Here is a 15,444-nt window from a genome sequence, read left to right on the forward strand (position 1 = left end):
TCCGCGGCGGCATCGCGCCGCTGTCCTTCCGATCTTCCGGCCAGTAAGGTAAGCCTTACTTATCTTGTCGATCGTGGGGAGAGCGATGCCGGGGCCTGAGCAGACCGCGGTCGAGGGGCTGACCGCCGCGCAGTCCGGGATCTGGTTCGCGCAGCAGCTGGACCGGACGAACCCGATCTTCAACACCGCCGAGTACGTCGAGATCCGCGGGCCGGTCGACCCCGACCGGTTCGCCGCCGCGCTGCGCCGGGTGGTCGACGAGGCCGAGGCACTGCGGGTGCGGATCGTCGACGACGGCGAACCGCGCCAGGTCGTCGGCCCGCCACCGCAGTTCGACCTGCCGGTGGTGGACTGCACGGCCGCGCCCGACCCGGCCGCGCGGGCCCTCGACTGGATGCACGCCGACCTGCGCCAACCGGTCGACCCGGTACGCGGCCCGCTGTGGCATGCCGCGCTGTTCAAGCTCGACGACCAACGCTGGTGGTGGTACCAGCGGATTCACCACATCGCCATCGACGGCTACGGCTTCGCCATCCTCATCAGGCGCGTCGCCGAGATCTACACCGACCCGGGCGCCGGGCCGTCACCGTTCGAACCGCTGGCGTCGCTGCTGGCCGAGGAACGCCGGTACCGTGCGTCCGAGAAGTTCGCCCGTGACGCGGAGTTCTGGCGCAAGCGGTTCGCCGACCGGCCGGACGTCGTCTCGCTGGCCGCGGGGCGGCAGCCGTCGGCGCACATCTTCCGGCGGCAGACCGGAGAACTGGACCGCGCCACCGCGGAGGCGCTCGCCGCCGCGGGCGCGGAGGGCCGCACCATCTGGACGGACGCACTGATCGCCGCGTTCGCCGCCTACCTGCACCGGATGACCGGCGCCACCGACGTGGTGCTCGGGCTGCCGGTGATGGGTCGCCTCGGGTCCGCCGCGCTGCGGGTGCCCGGCATGGTCGTCAACGTGCTGCCACTGCGGCTGCGGATCACGCCCACCACCCCCCGCGCGGAGCTGGTCGCACAGGTGGCGCGAACCGTTCGCGAGCTGCGCCGGCACCAGCACTACCGCAGCGAGGACCTGCGCCGCGACCTGCGGCTGCTCGGTTCGGACCGGCCGCTGTTCGGGCCCATGGTCAACATCAAGTCCTTCGACTACGACCTGCGCTTCGGCGAAAGCCCGGCGAGCGTGCACAACCTGGCCGCCGGGCCGGTCGACGACCTCACCCTCGCCGTCTACACCGGAGACGAACCGCGCCTGGAGTTCGACGCCAACCCGGACCGCTACTCCGAGTCGGAGCTGACCGGGCACCGCGAGCGTTTCCAGCGGTTCCTGCGCGCCTTCGGCGCCTGCGGCGGGCAGACCCCGGTGGGCGTCATCGACCTGCTGTCGCCGGAGGAGCGCCACCGTGTCCTGCATGAGTGGAACGCGCCGATTCCCGGTGTGCAGCCGCCACCGGACACCACCCTGCCGCAGCTGTTCGAGGAGCAGGCCGCGCGCACCCCGGATGCCGTCGCGGTCACCTTCGGCGAGCAGCACCTGACCTACGAGCAGCTGGACGTCGCCGCCAACCGGTTGGCGCACCACCTGATCGACCACGGCGTCGGGCCGGAGCAGCTGGTGGCGCTGGCGCTGCCGCGCGGCGTCGAGCTCGTCGTGGCGCTGCTGGCCGTGCTCAAGGCCGGAGCCGCGTACCTGCCGCTGGACCCCGGTCACCCGGCCGAGCGGATCGCCTACGTGGTCGGCGACGCCCGGCCGACCGTGCTGATCAGCGACACCGCGCACGCCGGTGGCCTGCCCGACGGCATCACCCGCGTCCTGCTGGACGACCCTGCCGACGTGGCCGCCATCGCCCGGCACTCGCCGCGCGACCCGCGGCCGGGCGAGCGCGGGCCGCTCAGCCCCGAGCACGCCGCCTACGTCATCTACACGTCCGGCTCCACCGGGCAACCCAAGGGCGTGACCATCGCGCACCGCAACGTGGTGCGCCTGTTCACCGCCACCGACCCGTGGTTCGGCTTTCGCGCCGACGACGTCTGGACCCTGTTCCACTCCTACGCCTTCGACTTCTCGGTGTGGGAGCTGTGGGGCGCGCTGCTGCACGGCGGCCGGCTGGTCGTGGTCCCGCACGAGGTCAGCCGGTCCCCGCGGGAGTTCCTGCGGCTGCTGGCGCGCGAGCGGGTCACCGTGCTCAACCAGACCCCGTCGGCGTTCTACCAGCTCATCCAGGCCGACCGGGAGGAACCGGACACCGAGCTGGCGCTGCGCTACGTGATCTTCGGCGGCGAGGCGCTGGAACCGTCCAGATTGGACGACTGGTACGCGCGGCACCCGCGGACACCGAAGTTGGTCAACATGTACGGGATCACCGAGACCACGGTGCACGTGTCCTGTGCGGAGCTCGACGCGGACGTGGCCGCTCGCCGGGACGGCAGCGTCATCGGCCGCGCCATCCCCGACCTGCGCGTCTACCTGCTGGACCCGATGCTGCAACCGGTGCCGCCGGGCGTGGTGGGGGAGCTGTACGTGGCCGGGGAGGGGCTGGCGCGCGGGTACCTCGGCCGCCGCGGCCTCACCGCGCAGCGGTTCGTGGCCGACCCGCACGGCGAACCCGGCACGCGGATGTACCGCTCCGGGGACCTGGGGCGGTGGCGGCCGGACGGCACCATCGAGTTCGTCGGCCGGGCCGACCAGCAGGTCAAGGTGCGGGGTCACCGCATCGAACTCGGCGAGATCGAGGCGCACCTCGTCGCGCACCCGGACGTTCGGCAGGCCGCCGTCGTGGTGCGCGAGGACACCCCCGGCGACCAGCGCCTGGTCGGCTACCACACGGGCGCGGCCGACGCCGAGCGGCTGCGCGCCTTCCTGACCGACCGGCTGCCGGCGTACATGGTGCCGTCGGCCTTCGTGCCGGTCGACGAGATCCCGTTGACGGCCAACGGGAAACTGGACCGCGACGCGCTGCCCACGCCGACGTTCACCGGCGGTGGCCGCCCGCCCCGCAACCGGGTCGAGGAGGTGCTGTGCCGGTTGTTCGCCGAGGTTCTGGGCGTGCCGGACGTCGGCGTCGACGACGGGTTCTTCGACCTCGGCGGGCACTCGCTGCTGGGCGCCCGGCTGCTGTCCCGGGTGCGCATCGAACTGGGGGCGGAGCTGACCATCCGGGCCCTGTTCGACCACCCGACCGTCGAGGGGCTCGCCGAGCAGCTGGGCGGGCGGGCGCGGCGACCGGAACTGCGCCCGGTGCCCCGGCCGGAACGAGTCCCGCTCTCGTTCGGGCAGCAGCGGCTGTGGTTCCTCAACCGGCTGGAGGGGCCCAGCGCGACCTACAACCTGCCGCTGGTGCTGCGGATGACCGGCGAGCTGGACGTGGCGGCGCTGCGCGCGGCGATCGGGGACGTGGTGCGGCGGCACGAGAGCCTGCGCACCGTCTTCCCCGACGAACTCGGCGAACCGCGGCAGGAAGTCCTCGACACCGCACCGGAACTCGCCGTGCACCAGGTGTCCGATGTGGATGCCGCGGTGGCCCAGGAGGCCGCGCGCGGGTTCGACCTGGCACGGGAACTCCCCCTGCGCACCGTCCTGTTCGAGGCCGGCGACGAGCACGTGCTGCTGGTGCTGCTGCACCACATCGCCGCGGATGAGTGGTCGATCCGGCCGCTGGTGCGCGACCTGTCGACGGCCTACGCGGCCCGGCTCGCCGGGACCGCACCGGACTGGGCCGACCTGCCCGTCCAGTACGTCGACTACGCGCTGTGGCAGCACGACCTGCTCGGCGACGAGTCCGACGCGGCCGGGTTGGCGGCGCGGCAACTGGACTTCTGGCGGCGGGCCCTGGCCGACCTGCCCGACCAGCTGGAACTCCCCACCGACTTCCCGCGCCCGGCGGTGTCCACGCACCGCGGCGACGCCGTGCGGTTCGACCTCGACCCGGTCCTGCACCAGCGACTGCGGGAGCTGGCCGGGCGACATCGGGCCAGCGTGTTCATGGTGCTGCAGGCCGGGCTGGCGGCACTGCTGACCCGGCTGGGCGCGGGCACCGACATCCCGATCGGCTCGCCCGTCGCCGGTCGCGGCGACACCGCCCTCGATGACCTGGTGGGCTTCTTCGTCAACAGCCTGGTGCTGCGCACCGACACCTCCGGGCAGCCGAGCTTCGCCGAGCTGCTCGACCGGGTGCGACAGGTGGACCTGGCGGCCTTCGACAACGCCGAGCTGCCCTTCGAACGGCTGGCCGAGGTGCTCAACCCGGCCCGGTCGCTGTCCCGGCACCCGCTGTTCCAGGTGATGCTGGCGTACTGGGGCGCCGCCGAGGCGGTCACCGCCGATCTCCCCGGACTGACCACCACAGTGGACACCGCGGATGCCGGGGCAGCCAAGTTCGACCTGGCGTTGAGCCTGCACGAGCGCCCCGACGGCGGCGTCGACGGGCTGCTGCAGTACAGCACCGACCTGTTCACCCGCGCGACCGCCGCGGACCTCGCCGCCTGGTACGTCCGGCTGCTCACCGCGGCGGCGGCCGACCCGGGCACCCCGATCACCCTGCTGGACGTACTGGGCGAGCAGACCCGGCGGCGGGTGCTGGACTGGGGCGACGCCGCCGGGGACGTGGCGCCCGCCGGGACGTTCCCCGAGCTGTTCGCCGCGCGGGTCGCCGAGGACCCGGACAAGGTCGCGCTGGTCTTCGAGGACGTCGAGCTCAGCTACCGCGAACTCGACCGGCGGGTGACCGCGCTGGCGCGGCTGCTCGTCGAGCGCGGCGTCCGCCCCGGTGATGTCGTCGGTGTACTGCTGCCGCGCTCTGCGGACCTGATCGTCGGGTTGCTGGCCGCGATGACCGCGGGGGCCGCCTACCTCGCGCTGGACCCCCAGTACCCGGTGGAACGGCTGCGGCACATGGTCACCGACGCGGCACCGCGGCTGGTGGTCACCGACGATCCCGGCATCGACCTGCCCACGACCCTGGTGAGCTGCCACGACAGCCCGGACGGCGACGCGGAGCTGCCGCTGCCGGGGCTGGACGACCCCGCCTACGTGATCTACACGTCCGGGTCGACCGGCACGCCCAAGGGCGTCGTGGTGCCGCACCGGGGCATCGGCAAGCTGCTGGCCACCCAGGCCCGGCGGGTCGGCATCACCGCCGGCAGCCGCGTGCTGCAGTTCGCCTCGCCCAGCTTCGACGTGGCGTTCTGGGAGATCTGCATGGGCCTGCTCAGCGGCGGCACGCTGGTCGTGGTGCCCGCCGACCGGCGGGTGCCGGGCGAGCCGTTGGCCGAGTACGCCCGCCGGCACCGCGTGACGCACCTGGCGATCGGGCCGTCGATGCTGGGCATGTTCCCGCCCGGCACCGAACTGCCGCCCGACGCGACGCTGCTGTGCGGCGCGGAGAAGGTGCCCGCGGACCTGGTGCTGCGTTTCGCCCGCGGGCGGCGGATGCTCAACTGCTACGGCCCGACCGAGGCCACGGTCAACACCACGCTGTGGGACTGCGACCCGGACGCCGTCGGCAGCTCGGTCCCGATCGGCGTGCCCGACCCGGGTGCGCGGCTGTACGTGCTGGACCAGGCGTTACAGCCGGTCCCGCCCGGCGTGGTGGGCGAGCTGTACGTGTCGGGCCTTGGCCTGGCGCACGGCTACCTGAACCGGCCGGGCCTGACCGCCGAGCGGTTCGTGGCCGACCCGTTCGGCCCGCCCGGCTCCCGCATGTACCGCACCGGAGACCTGGTGCGCTGGCGCCGCGACGGCGTGCTGGACTTCGCCGGACGCGCCGACGAGCAGGTCAAGGTGCGGGGTTTCCGCATCGAGCTCGGCGAGGTGGAGGCGGTGCTGGCCCGGCACCCCGACGTCGCGCAGGTCGCGGCCGTGGTGCGCGAGGACACCCCCGGCGACCGGCGCCTGGTCGCCTACGTCGTGGGTGATGGCGACGCCGCCGGGCTGCGGCGGCACATGGCGGAGTCGCTGCCGGACCACATGGTGCCCGCGGCCGTGGTGTTCGTCGACGCCCTGCCGCTGATGCCCAACGGCAAGCTCGACCGGCACGCGCTGCCCGCACCGGACCTCAGCGAAGCGGTCGGCGGCGCGATGCCGCGCAACCCCACCGAGGAGATCCTGTGTGGCCTGTTCGCCGAGGTCCTCGGCCTGCCGCGGGTCGGCGTGCACGACAGCTTCTTCGACCTGGGCGGGCACTCCCTGCTGGCGGCCAGGCTCATCGGCCGCATCCACGACGCGCTCGGGCTGCGGGTCAACGTCGGCAGCCTGTTCGCCGCACCCACCCCGGCCGGGCTCGCCGAGCGGCTGACCAGCTGCGGCGGCAGCCGGGACGCGCTGGACATCCTCCTGCCGCTGCGTACGGAAGGCAGCAGGGAGCCGCTGTTCTGCGTGCACCCCGCGGCGGGGCTCGCCTGGCCGTTCGCCGGGCTGCTCAGGCACATCGACGCCGAACGCCCGATCTACGGTGTCCAGTCGCGCGGGCTGGCCGAACCGGCGCCGGTGGCCGCGAGCCTGCACGAGATGGCCGCCGAGTACCTGGAGCACATCCGGCGGGTGCAGCCGCACGGCCCGTACCACTTCCTCGGGTGGTCCTTCGGCGGTGTCGTCGCGCACGAGATGAGCACCCAGCTGCAGGCGCAGGGCGAGGAGGTGCGCTTGTTGTGCATGCTCGACTCCTACCCGAAGGACGTGTGGGACGAGCTGCCGACCGAGCAGGAGGCCCTCGCAGCGCTGCTGTACATGGCCGGCCACGACCTCGCCGAGCTGGGCGACGGGCCGCTGACCAGAGCGGACGTGATGGCGGTGCTGTCCGCGGAGGGCAGCGCCCTGGCGAACCTGGAGGAGCACACCGTCACCGCGATCATCGACAACTTCGTCAACTGTGCCGTGCTGGAGAACCAGGCCGACCACGACAAGTTCCGCGGCGACGTGCTGTTCTTCACCGCCACGGTCAACCCGGCGAAGGACTCGCTGTCCGCCCGGATGTGGCAGCCCTACGTCGACGGGACGGTGCGCAACCACGACATCGCCTGTGAGCACAAGGACATGACGCAGCGCGGCCCGCTCGCCGAGATCGCCGCGATCGTCGACCGCGAGCTGCGCGCGGCGACGTGATTGGAGTCGTTCCCCCGGGGACGTCACGGTCCTCGAGGAATCGCGTCCGCCACGGAGAGGGGTTGCGCCAGGGTTGCGCGTCGAGATGAAGGAGGACCATGACCAACCCGTTCGAGGATCCTGACGGCGAGTACTACGCGCTGATCAACGAGCAGGACCAGTACTCGCTGTGGCCCGCGGTGATCCCGGTGCCCGCCGGGTGGACCGTCGCGCACGGGCCGACGGATCGGCAGTCCTGTGTGGACCACATCGAGTCGAACTGGACCGACATGCGGCCCGCGCGCTGATGGTGGTGCCGGCGAAGCGACGGGCGGACCCGCGAAGCGCGGTGTGTGTCTGCTACGTCGCGGCGATGTTCATGAACGGCATGGACGCCACGATCGTCACCGTGGCGCTGCCCGCCATCGGCGCGGAGTTCGGCGTGCCGCCCAGCGCGACGTCCGCGGTCAACGTCGGCTACCTGGTCAGTCTGGCGGCGTGCATCCCGATCTCCGGCTGGTTGGGCGACCGCTTCGGCACCAAACGCGTGTTCCTCGGCGCCTTCGGGCTCTTCGTGCTCGCCTCGGCGCTGTGCGGCCTGGCCGCTGACCTGGCGCAGCTGACGCTGGCGCGGGTGCTGCAGGGCGTTGGTGGCGGGGTGATGAGCCCGGTGGCGCTGACCATGCTGTTCCGCGCCTACCCGCCGCAGGAGCGCATCCGGCTGACCCGCGTGCTGGTGCTGCCCACCGCCGTGGCGCCCGCGCTCGGGCCGGTGCTGGGCGGGTTCCTCGTCGAGCACCTCACCTGGCGCTGGGGCTTCTCCGTCAACCTCCCGGTCGGGGTGGCCGCGCTGCTGTTCGGCGCGCTGCTGCTGGCTGAGCACGTGGAGTCCCGTGGGAAACCGTTCGACCTGCTGGGTTTCGCGCTCGCCGCGCCCGGGCTCGGGCTGGTGATGTACGCGCTGGAGGCGGTCGCGCAGACCGGGCCCGCCTCGCCGCACTGCTGGGCCTCCGGCGCCGCCGGCCTGGGGTGCCTGGCCGCCCTGGTGCGGACCCAGTTGCGGTCCGCACTACCGATGCTGGAACTACGGTTGTTCGGCGATCCGGAGTTCCGGCGCGGCAGCCTGATCCTGTTCACCTGCGTCGCCGGATTCCTCGGCACGCTCTACGGGTTCACCCTGATGTTCCAGTCGGAGCTGGGCGCGTCCGCGTGGGAGACCGGGCTGGTGACGCTGCCGAAGGCGTTCGGGCTGATGATCGCCTCGCAACTTCTCGCCTGGGCGCACCGCACGCTGGGGCCGCGGGTGCTCGTGGCGACCGCGATGCTCGGCGCCGCCACGTCGTTCGCGCTGATGAACGCCATCGGCCCCGGTGACCTGTGGCTGGCTGCGGGCGTCCAGCTGGCGTCCGGGTTCTTCGTCGGCGCGGCCTCGGCGGAACTGCAGGTCGTCGCCTTCGCCACGATCGGCTCGGCGGCCACCGGCGCGGCCGCCACGCTGTTCAACGTCCAGCGGCAGGTCGGTTCGGCGCTGGGCGTGGCGATCACCGCGGGCGTGCTGGCCGGGCTCGGCCCCGGCCTCGGGGCCTACCACGCCGCGATGCTGGTGTCGGCCGGATTCGCGCTGGTCGGTGCGGTTCTCGCGCTGCGGGTCGGGGATTCCCGTGTCCCGGCACGGCAAACGGCCGTCGCCCGGGGATGAGAGATCTGAGCCACCGCGGGGCAGACAAGGTCCACTTCTTTGGTTAGGCTAGCCTTAACTGGCAGGATCGGCAGGGAGGAACGCAGCGCCGTGGCACCGCACAACCGCCCCCCGGCACGCGACCTGCAGGTCCTGCGCACGGCCGAACTGAGCCCCTCCATGCGGCGCGTCACCCTCGGCGGCGAGGAGCTGGCGGGCTTCCTGGACGAGCACACCGGCCCCAACATCAAGATCTTCGTGCCTCAGCGCCACCAGCGACGCCCGGTGCTGCCGGTGCTCGACCGCGAAACCGGGCGCTACCAGTGGCCGGAGCCGCACGAGCGGCCCACCATGCGCACCTACACGGTCCGCCGCTACGACGAGGCCTGCGGCGAACTCGACGTGGACTTCGTGCTGCACGAGCACGGCGTGGCCGCCACCTGGGCGCGGCACGCCCGCCCCGGCGACCACCTCGGCGTGATGGGCCCCGGCGGCCGGACCCCACGGCCCGCCGACTGGTACCTGCTGGTCGGCGACGAGACCGCGCTGCCCGCGATTTCCGCCATCGTCGAGGGACTGCCGCCCACCGCGCGCGGACAGGTGTTCGTGGAGGTCGGCGACGCCGCGGACCAGCTGGACATCACCGCCCCGCCGGACCTGCGGTGGACCTGGCTGCACCGGGACGGCGTCCCGGCCGGGCACTCCCGGCAGCTGGTGGACGCCGTCCGGGAGCTGGTTATTCCGTCCGATGTGGACGTATTCGCGTGGGTGGCCGGCGAATCCGGTGTGGTCCGCGGCATCCGCCGCCACCTGCGCGACGACCGCGGGCTGGACGCGAGCTCCGTGCTCGCCATCGGCTACTGGAAGCACGGCATGGCCGAAACCGAGTACCACGACAGGCACAACCACGACCGGGACTGAGGCGGACCGGTCCCGTGCCGGCGCAACCGGTCGGGGCCGCCGGGAAATCCGCGTGCCCGCACCACGGGGCACCGGTGAGGTGAGGGGACAACGTGGCAGCGATCGACGAGCAGGGCCCCGTGCACGACATCCTGGGCGTCGGCTTCGGCCCGTCCAACCTGGCGCTGGCCATCGCGGTCGAGGAGCACAACCGCTCGGCGGCCGGGTCCGACCGGCTCGACGCGGTGTTCTTCGAACGGCAGGCGCGCTTCGGCTGGCATCGCGGCATGCTGATCGAGGGCGCCACCATGCAGGTGTCGTTCCTCAAGGACCTGGTCACCCTGCGCAACCCGGCCAGCGACTTCTCCTTCCTGTCGTACCTGCACGCGCGGGGGCGGCTGGTCGATTTCATCAACCACAAGACGATGTTCCCGAGCCGCGTGGAGTACCACGACTATCTGGAGTGGGCCGCGGACCGGGTGGCCGACGCCGTGCACTACGACTCCGAGGTCGTCGACGTGCACTCCGCGGGCGGGCACTTCGAGGTGGCGGTGCGGCACGGCGGGCGGCTGGCGGTGCACCGCGCCCGCAACGTGGTCGTCGCGGTCGGCCTGGAGGCGAGCCTGCCGGACGGCGCCGAGCTGGGCGACCGGGTGTGGCACAACCTGGACCTGCTGCACCGGGCCGGCGAACTGGACACCCCGCCGCGGCGCTGCGTCGTCGTCGGCGCCGGGCAGAGTGCCGCCGAGGCCGTCGACTACCTGCATCGCACCTTCCCCGACGCCGAGGTCTGCTCGGTGTTCACCCGCTACGGGTTCAGTCCCGCCGACGACAGCCCGTTCGCCAACCGGATCTTCGACCCGCAGGCGGTGGACGAGTTCTACGCGGCCTCCCCGGAGGTGCGCCGCGACCTGATGACCTACCACCGCAACACCAACTACTCGGTGGTCGACCTCGACCTCATCGAGCAGCTCTACGCCCGCGCCTACCAGGAGAAGGTCCAGGGACGGCAGCGGCTACGGTTCCTGCACGCCTCCCGTGTCGTGGACGTCACCACCCGCGCCGACGGCGCCACCGCGACCGTGGAGTTCCTGCCGACCGGCGAGCGGACCGAACTGGACGCCGACGTGCTGGTGTACGCCACGGGCTGCCGGCCCCGCGACCCGTTCCGGCTGCTGGGCGAGACGGCGCGGTGCTGCGCCCGCGACGAGCGCGGCCTGCTCCAGGTGGAGCGCGACTACCGGGTCCGCACCACCGAGGACCTGCCGGGCGCGATCTACCTGCAGGGCGGCACCGAGCACACGCACGGGCTCACCTCGTCCCTGCTGTCCAACGGCGCGGTGCGCGCGGGCGAGATCCGCGACTCGATCCTCGCGCGCCGCCGGGCACCCGCCTACGCCCTCACCCGTGGCTGAGCGGCTGTAACCACGCGCACAGCAGGGAACAACATCGGCGTCACCGCGGTTGCAGCCGACGATGGAGACGGAAACGACTGCGGAGCGCGGCGACCGCGCTGCCCCGAACCAGGACGACCCGATCAGGGGTGTGGCGCGCGGTGACTCGGCGGTGCCGCTGTCGGTGCTGGACCTGTCCACCGTCGGCGTCCACACCACGCCGGCGGACGCGCTGGGCACCACCACCGAGCTGGCGCGGCGCGCCGAGCAGTGGGGCTACCACCGGCTGTGGGTGGCCGAGCACCACGGGATGCCCGGCATCGCCAGCTCCGCGCCCGCCGTGGTCATCGCCCACCTCGCCGCGCACACCAGCACCCTGCGGCTGGGCTCCGGCGGCGTGATGCTGCCCAACCACGCGCCCCTGGTCGTCGCCGAGCAGTTCGGCACCCTGCAGGCGCTGCACCCCGGCCGCATCGACCTCGGCATCGGCCGCGCCCCGGGCACCGACCAGGCCACCGCGCGGGCGCTGCGCCGCACCAGCGGCCCGCTGTCGGCTGACGACTTCCCACAGCAGCTCGGCGAGCTGATCGCCTTCCTCGGCGATGACTTCCCGGCCGACCACCCCTACGCGGCCATCCAGTCGGTGCCGCACGGCCCGACCCCGCCGATCTGGCTGCTCGGCTCCAGCGGGTTCAGCGCGCAGCTGGCCGGGGCGCTCGGCCTGCCGTTCGCCTTCGCGCACCACTTCAGCGCGCAGAACACGCTGCCCGCGCTGGAGCTGTACCGGCGGACGTTCAGGCCGTCGGAGGTCCTGTCCGAGCCGTACGCGCTGATCGGCGTGCAGGTGGTCGCCGCGGACACCGACGAGGAAGCGCTGGACATCGTGCGGCCGATCGCGTTGAGCATGCTCAGGCTGCGCCGCGGCATGCCGGGCAAGCAGCCGACCCGCCGCGAGGCCCGCGAGTACCCCTACACCGAGCTGGAGCAGAGCTTCGTCGACAGCTGGCTGGCCGACGCCGTGTACGGCTCTCCGGAAGTGGTCCGCGCCGGCCTCGACGAACTGCGCGAACGCACCGGCGTCGACGAGCTGATGATCACCACCAACGTCGCCGATCGCGACACCAAGCTGCACTCCTTCGAACTGGTCGCCAAGGCTTACCGGATGATCTGAGCGCGCCTGCCACGTCGTGGCGAGGGCGACCGCCGATCCGGGAACGGTGGTGTCGGTGGTGCCACAGCAGGCGTCTGTGGTTCCGCCATGGAGAAGGAACCTGGATCGGTCGAGCGGGGTGGGCGGGGCCACTCCGGCCGAGGTCCGGCGCAGGGCGTCAAAGCGTGTGGCGTACGGTCTAGTGACACCGGTGTCCGAGGCACGAGGCGGGATTGAGGGATTGGCGTGAAGCCTGGTGTGCTGATCTTCTACCGGATCATGGCGTACGTCACCGCGGTGCTGTTGATCCTGCTGTGCGCCGCGATGGTGCTCAAGTACGGGCACTTCGCGGGCCTGTGGGCGGAGGGCACCCCGACCCAGCAGCTCGGCGTGACGTGGACGTTCCGGATCGGCGTCGCGCACGGCTGGCTGTACATGGTGTACCTGCTCGTCGCCGTGGTCGCCACCACCCAGTTGCGCGCCCCGATCGGCCGCATGCTGCTCGTGCTGCTCGCCGGGACGATCCCGTTCGGCGCGTTCGTGGCCGAGCGCAAGGTGACCCACTGGCAGGAGCTGCGGTTGGCGGGCAAGCCGATCGTGCAGCCGCACAGTTCCTCGGAGGAAACCCCGGCCCGATGACCATGACCTCCCAGTCCGCACCGGTCACCGCCCCGGCCTCCGGCCGCCGCGGGGTGTTGGCCGCCTACCTGGCGTTGACCAAGCCGCGGGTCATCGAGCTGCTGCTGGTCACCACCATCCCCGCCATGTTCCTCGCGCAGCGGGGCATTCCCTCGCCGTGGCTGGTGATCGTCACGCTCGTCGGCGGCACCATGTCGGCGGGCAGCGCCAACGTGCTCAACTGCGTGGTCGACTCCGACATCGACGCGGTCATGAACCGCACGAAGGGGCGCCCGCTGGTGCGCTACGAGGTGCCGCGCCGCAACGCCCTGATCTTCGGCATCGTGCTCGGGGTGGTGTCGTTCGTCGTGCTGTGGCTCGGCGTGAACCTGCTGTCGGCGGTGCTGGCGACCGCGGCGCTGCTGTTCTACGTCTTCGTGTACACGCTGGTGCTCAAGCGCCGGACCGCGCAGAACATCGTGTGGGGCGGCGCGGCGGGCTGCATGCCGGTGGTGGTCGGCTGGGCCGCGGTCACCGGCAGGGTCGAGTGGCCCGCGCTGGTGATGTTCGGCGTGGTGTTCCTGTGGACGCCGCCGCACTTCTGGTCGCTGGCGATGAAGTACAAGGACGACTACGCCCGGGCCGGAGTGCCGATGCTGCCGGTGGTGGCCACCCCGCGCACGGTGTCGGCCCGGATCCTGGCCTACAGCTGGGCCACGGTCGGCTGCACCCTGCTGCTGGTGCCGGTGACCAGCTGGGTCTACGTGGCGTGCGCGGTGCTGGTCGGGGCGGCGTTCCTGGTGGTCGCGCAGCGGCTGCACGCGGCGGTGCGCGACGGCCGGGCCGTCAACCCGATGACGCTTTTCCACCTGTCGAACTCCTACCTGGCGCTGCTGTTCGTGGGTATCGCGGTGGACGCGGCGGTCGGGCTGCCGGTGCTGGGCTGATCACCACCGCAGCACGCTCACTTCCCTCTCAGGGAGGTCTTCAGCGCAGGACCGGGAACACCGAGGGCGTGCCGCGGCCGGTCGCGGCGTCGACGAACGCCACCGGGTCGGCGGTGTCGGCCAGCAGCCGCACCGTCGCGCGTAACGGAGCACCGGCCATCGGGCCGGGCACGGCCAGGTCCAGCGCGGTCGCCATGTCGAAGTAGTGCACCACCGCCTCCATGGTGAAGATCCGCAGCGCCTCCGCCGCGGTCACCACGGCGAAGCCGCCGTAGTCGACACGGCGGTCCAGGTTCGCGTTCCGCAACGAGGCGATCAACCCCGGCGCGACCTCGGCGAACTGTGCGACGAGCTGCTCGGCCGGGGTCGCGGTGGCCTGCCGCACGGCCTCGTCGCGCAGCTGGTCGGCCGCCTCGTGCGCGATCCCGCCCGGCCGCTGCATGAAGGCGAGCAGCTCCGCGGCGTCGGCGTGCGTGACCGGCCCGTCCGGTTCCTCCGCCGCGAGTCCCGCCCTGGTGGCCGCCGGGAATCCGCTGCAGTGCGCGTACACGTCCTTGACGGTCCAGCCAGGCAGCCGGGTCGGCCGCTGCCACCCGGACTCGTCGAGCGACCCGCCCAGGTCGGCCCATGCCCGCCAGGACTGCTCCAGTGCGTCGATGATCATGTGCATCCGATCGGTTCGAAGGTCACGCACGACTGGCCGCCAAAGCGCCCCGCGTGCTGGCTGGTGGAAGTCCGGTTCGCTGTCCACAACCGGACCGTAGTGTGGCCCGGGCCCCACCCGCGGTGATCAAACCCCCCGGCGGTGGTGCCCGGGGGGGCGATCCCAGATCATCGCGCGATGTCCACCCATCTCGCCGGAATTCCGGGAAATTCGCGTCGTGGCCGATCTACGCCAAGGCGGTGGGCGCGGCCCGCGTGGCCAATACGTTCGACGGGTGCCGTGATCCGGTCAGCTTGGAGGTTGGTGCAGATGAACCTGCCGCGCCCGATACGACCCGTCCTCGGGGTGCTCGTCGCGTTCCTGGTCGCCCTGGTCGCGCCGGTGACGGCGGCCGCGACCCCGGATCAGGTCCGGGTCGTCACCTACGACGCCGGTCAGGCCGCCGAGTTCCGTGACGCGGTGGACGCCGGGGCGCAGATCTGGAACGACAGCGTGCACAACGTGCGCCTGGAACCGGCCACCGGCGGGGACGCCGACGTGGTCGTGCTGGCCGACGACGGCTGGCCGCGCGCGGAGGTCGTCGACCTCGGCCGGGGCCGCATCTGGATGGGCCGGCAGGCCGTGGCCGAGGGCCACGACGTCGTCCGCATCGCCGCGCACGAGTTCGGCCACATCCTCGGCCTGCCGGACAACCGCACCGGCGAGTGCGCGGACCTGATGTCCGGCGCCAGCGCCGGGCCCGACTGCGACAACGCCAAGCCGAACCCCGACGAGATCGCCGAGGTGGAGCGCAACTTCGCCGACAGTGTGCGGATCACCCCGCGGGTGTTCCGCGAGGACGTGCTCGCCCGCGGGTGAGCATGCGGGTGGCGGCCGGCCGCAGCCCCCGACGGCCGCCACCCGACCGCTCCGCTGCGCGATCCGGGTGAACCCGCAGCCCGGTGCCCCGCACCCGGAACCGACACCGCCGCCCCCGCCGTCCCAACTCCGCGAAAGCCGCTCGACGACGCGTCCGGCGGCGATA

10 protein-coding genes are annotated in these 15,444 nt (G+C 72.5%); 9 read left to right on the forward strand and 1 reads right to left on the reverse strand.

What is annotated here, in order from left to right; translation table 11 throughout:
• The first annotated feature begins 85 nt into the window (after window positions 1-85).
• The 8 genes from IEY17_RS22140 (at window position 86) to IEY17_RS22175 (ending at window position 13,756) form a co-directional block, all read left to right on the forward strand.
• A complete protein-coding gene (locus tag IEY17_RS22140; RefSeq protein WP_188990963.1) occupies window positions 86-7,090 on the forward strand; it encodes an amino acid adenylation domain-containing protein in 7,005 nt (2,334 codons plus the stop codon).
• Window positions 7,091-7,188: 98 nt separating this feature from the next.
• On the forward strand, window positions 7,189-7,377 hold the full coding sequence (locus IEY17_RS22145) for an MbtH family protein (RefSeq protein WP_188990861.1): 189 nt from the start codon (window positions 7,189-7,191) through the stop codon (window positions 7,375-7,377).
• 5 nt (window positions 7,378-7,382) lie between these two features.
• A complete protein-coding gene (locus IEY17_RS22150) occupies window positions 7,383-8,768 on the forward strand; it encodes a DHA2 family efflux MFS transporter permease subunit (protein WP_229680454.1) in 1,386 nt (461 codons plus the stop codon).
• 90 nt (window positions 8,769-8,858) lie between these two features.
• The gene (locus IEY17_RS22155) at window positions 8,859-9,668 is read left to right on the forward strand and encodes a siderophore-interacting protein (protein ID WP_229680456.1); all 810 of its coding nucleotides are present in this window, start codon (window positions 8,859-8,861) and stop codon (window positions 9,666-9,668) included.
• Between the two features lie 92 nt (window positions 9,669-9,760).
• Complete coding sequence (locus IEY17_RS22160) at window positions 9,761-11,062, forward strand: lysine N(6)-hydroxylase/L-ornithine N(5)-oxygenase family protein (RefSeq protein WP_188990864.1); 1,302 nt, start codon at window positions 9,761-9,763, stop codon at window positions 11,060-11,062.
• Window positions 11,063-11,123: 61 nt separating this feature from the next.
• Window positions 11,124-12,212 carry an LLM class flavin-dependent oxidoreductase gene (locus IEY17_RS22165; protein ID WP_188990866.1) on the forward strand — a complete coding sequence of 363 codons (1,089 nt, stop codon included), beginning with the start codon at window positions 11,124-11,126 and terminating at the stop codon, window positions 12,210-12,212.
• Between the two features lie 225 nt (window positions 12,213-12,437).
• A complete protein-coding gene (locus IEY17_RS22170) occupies window positions 12,438-12,830 on the forward strand; it encodes a DUF3817 domain-containing protein (protein ID WP_188990868.1) in 393 nt (130 codons plus the stop codon).
• Complete coding sequence (locus IEY17_RS22175) at window positions 12,827-13,756, forward strand: heme o synthase (RefSeq protein ID WP_188990870.1); 930 nt, start codon at window positions 12,827-12,829, stop codon at window positions 13,754-13,756. The genes IEY17_RS22170 and IEY17_RS22175 overlap by 4 nt, the downstream gene beginning before the upstream one ends.
• A 40-nt stretch (window positions 13,757-13,796) precedes the next feature.
• Here the strand turns inward: IEY17_RS22175 and IEY17_RS22180 are convergent, their stop codons facing one another.
• The gene (locus IEY17_RS22180) at window positions 13,797-14,420 is read right to left on the reverse strand and encodes a maleylpyruvate isomerase N-terminal domain-containing protein (RefSeq protein ID WP_188990872.1); all 624 of its coding nucleotides are present in this window, start codon (window positions 14,418-14,420) and stop codon (window positions 13,797-13,799) included.
• A gap of 309 nt (window positions 14,421-14,729) precedes the next feature.
• On the opposite strand from IEY17_RS22180, the gene IEY17_RS22185 reads away from it, so the two are divergent.
• The gene (locus IEY17_RS22185) at window positions 14,730-15,278 is read left to right on the forward strand and encodes a snapalysin family zinc-dependent metalloprotease (protein ID WP_188990874.1); all 549 of its coding nucleotides are present in this window, start codon (window positions 14,730-14,732) and stop codon (window positions 15,276-15,278) included.
• Window positions 15,279-15,444 lie beyond the last annotated feature (166 nt).

The organism is Saccharopolyspora thermophila (assembly GCF_014646075.1).
Classification (GTDB): Bacteria; Actinomycetota; Actinomycetes; order Mycobacteriales; family Pseudonocardiaceae; genus Saccharopolyspora; species Saccharopolyspora thermophila.

Coding starts and splice junctions, on each gene's coding strand:
- IEY17_RS22185 (WP_188990874.1), top strand. CDS start 14,730: ATGAACCTGCCGCGCCCGATACGACCCGTCCTCGGGGTGCTCGTCGCG.
- IEY17_RS22180 (WP_188990872.1), bottom strand. CDS start 14,420: ATGATCATCGACGCACTGGAGCAGTCCTGGCGGGCATGGGCCGACCTG.
- IEY17_RS22145 (WP_188990861.1), top strand. CDS start 7,189: ATGACCAACCCGTTCGAGGATCCTGACGGCGAGTACTACGCGCTGATC.
- IEY17_RS22140 (WP_188990963.1), top strand. CDS start 86: ATGCCGGGGCCTGAGCAGACCGCGGTCGAGGGGCTGACCGCCGCGCAG.
- IEY17_RS22175 (WP_188990870.1), top strand. CDS start 12,827: ATGACCATGACCTCCCAGTCCGCACCGGTCACCGCCCCGGCCTCCGGC.
- IEY17_RS22165 (WP_188990866.1), top strand. CDS start 11,124: ATGGAGACGGAAACGACTGCGGAGCGCGGCGACCGCGCTGCCCCGAAC.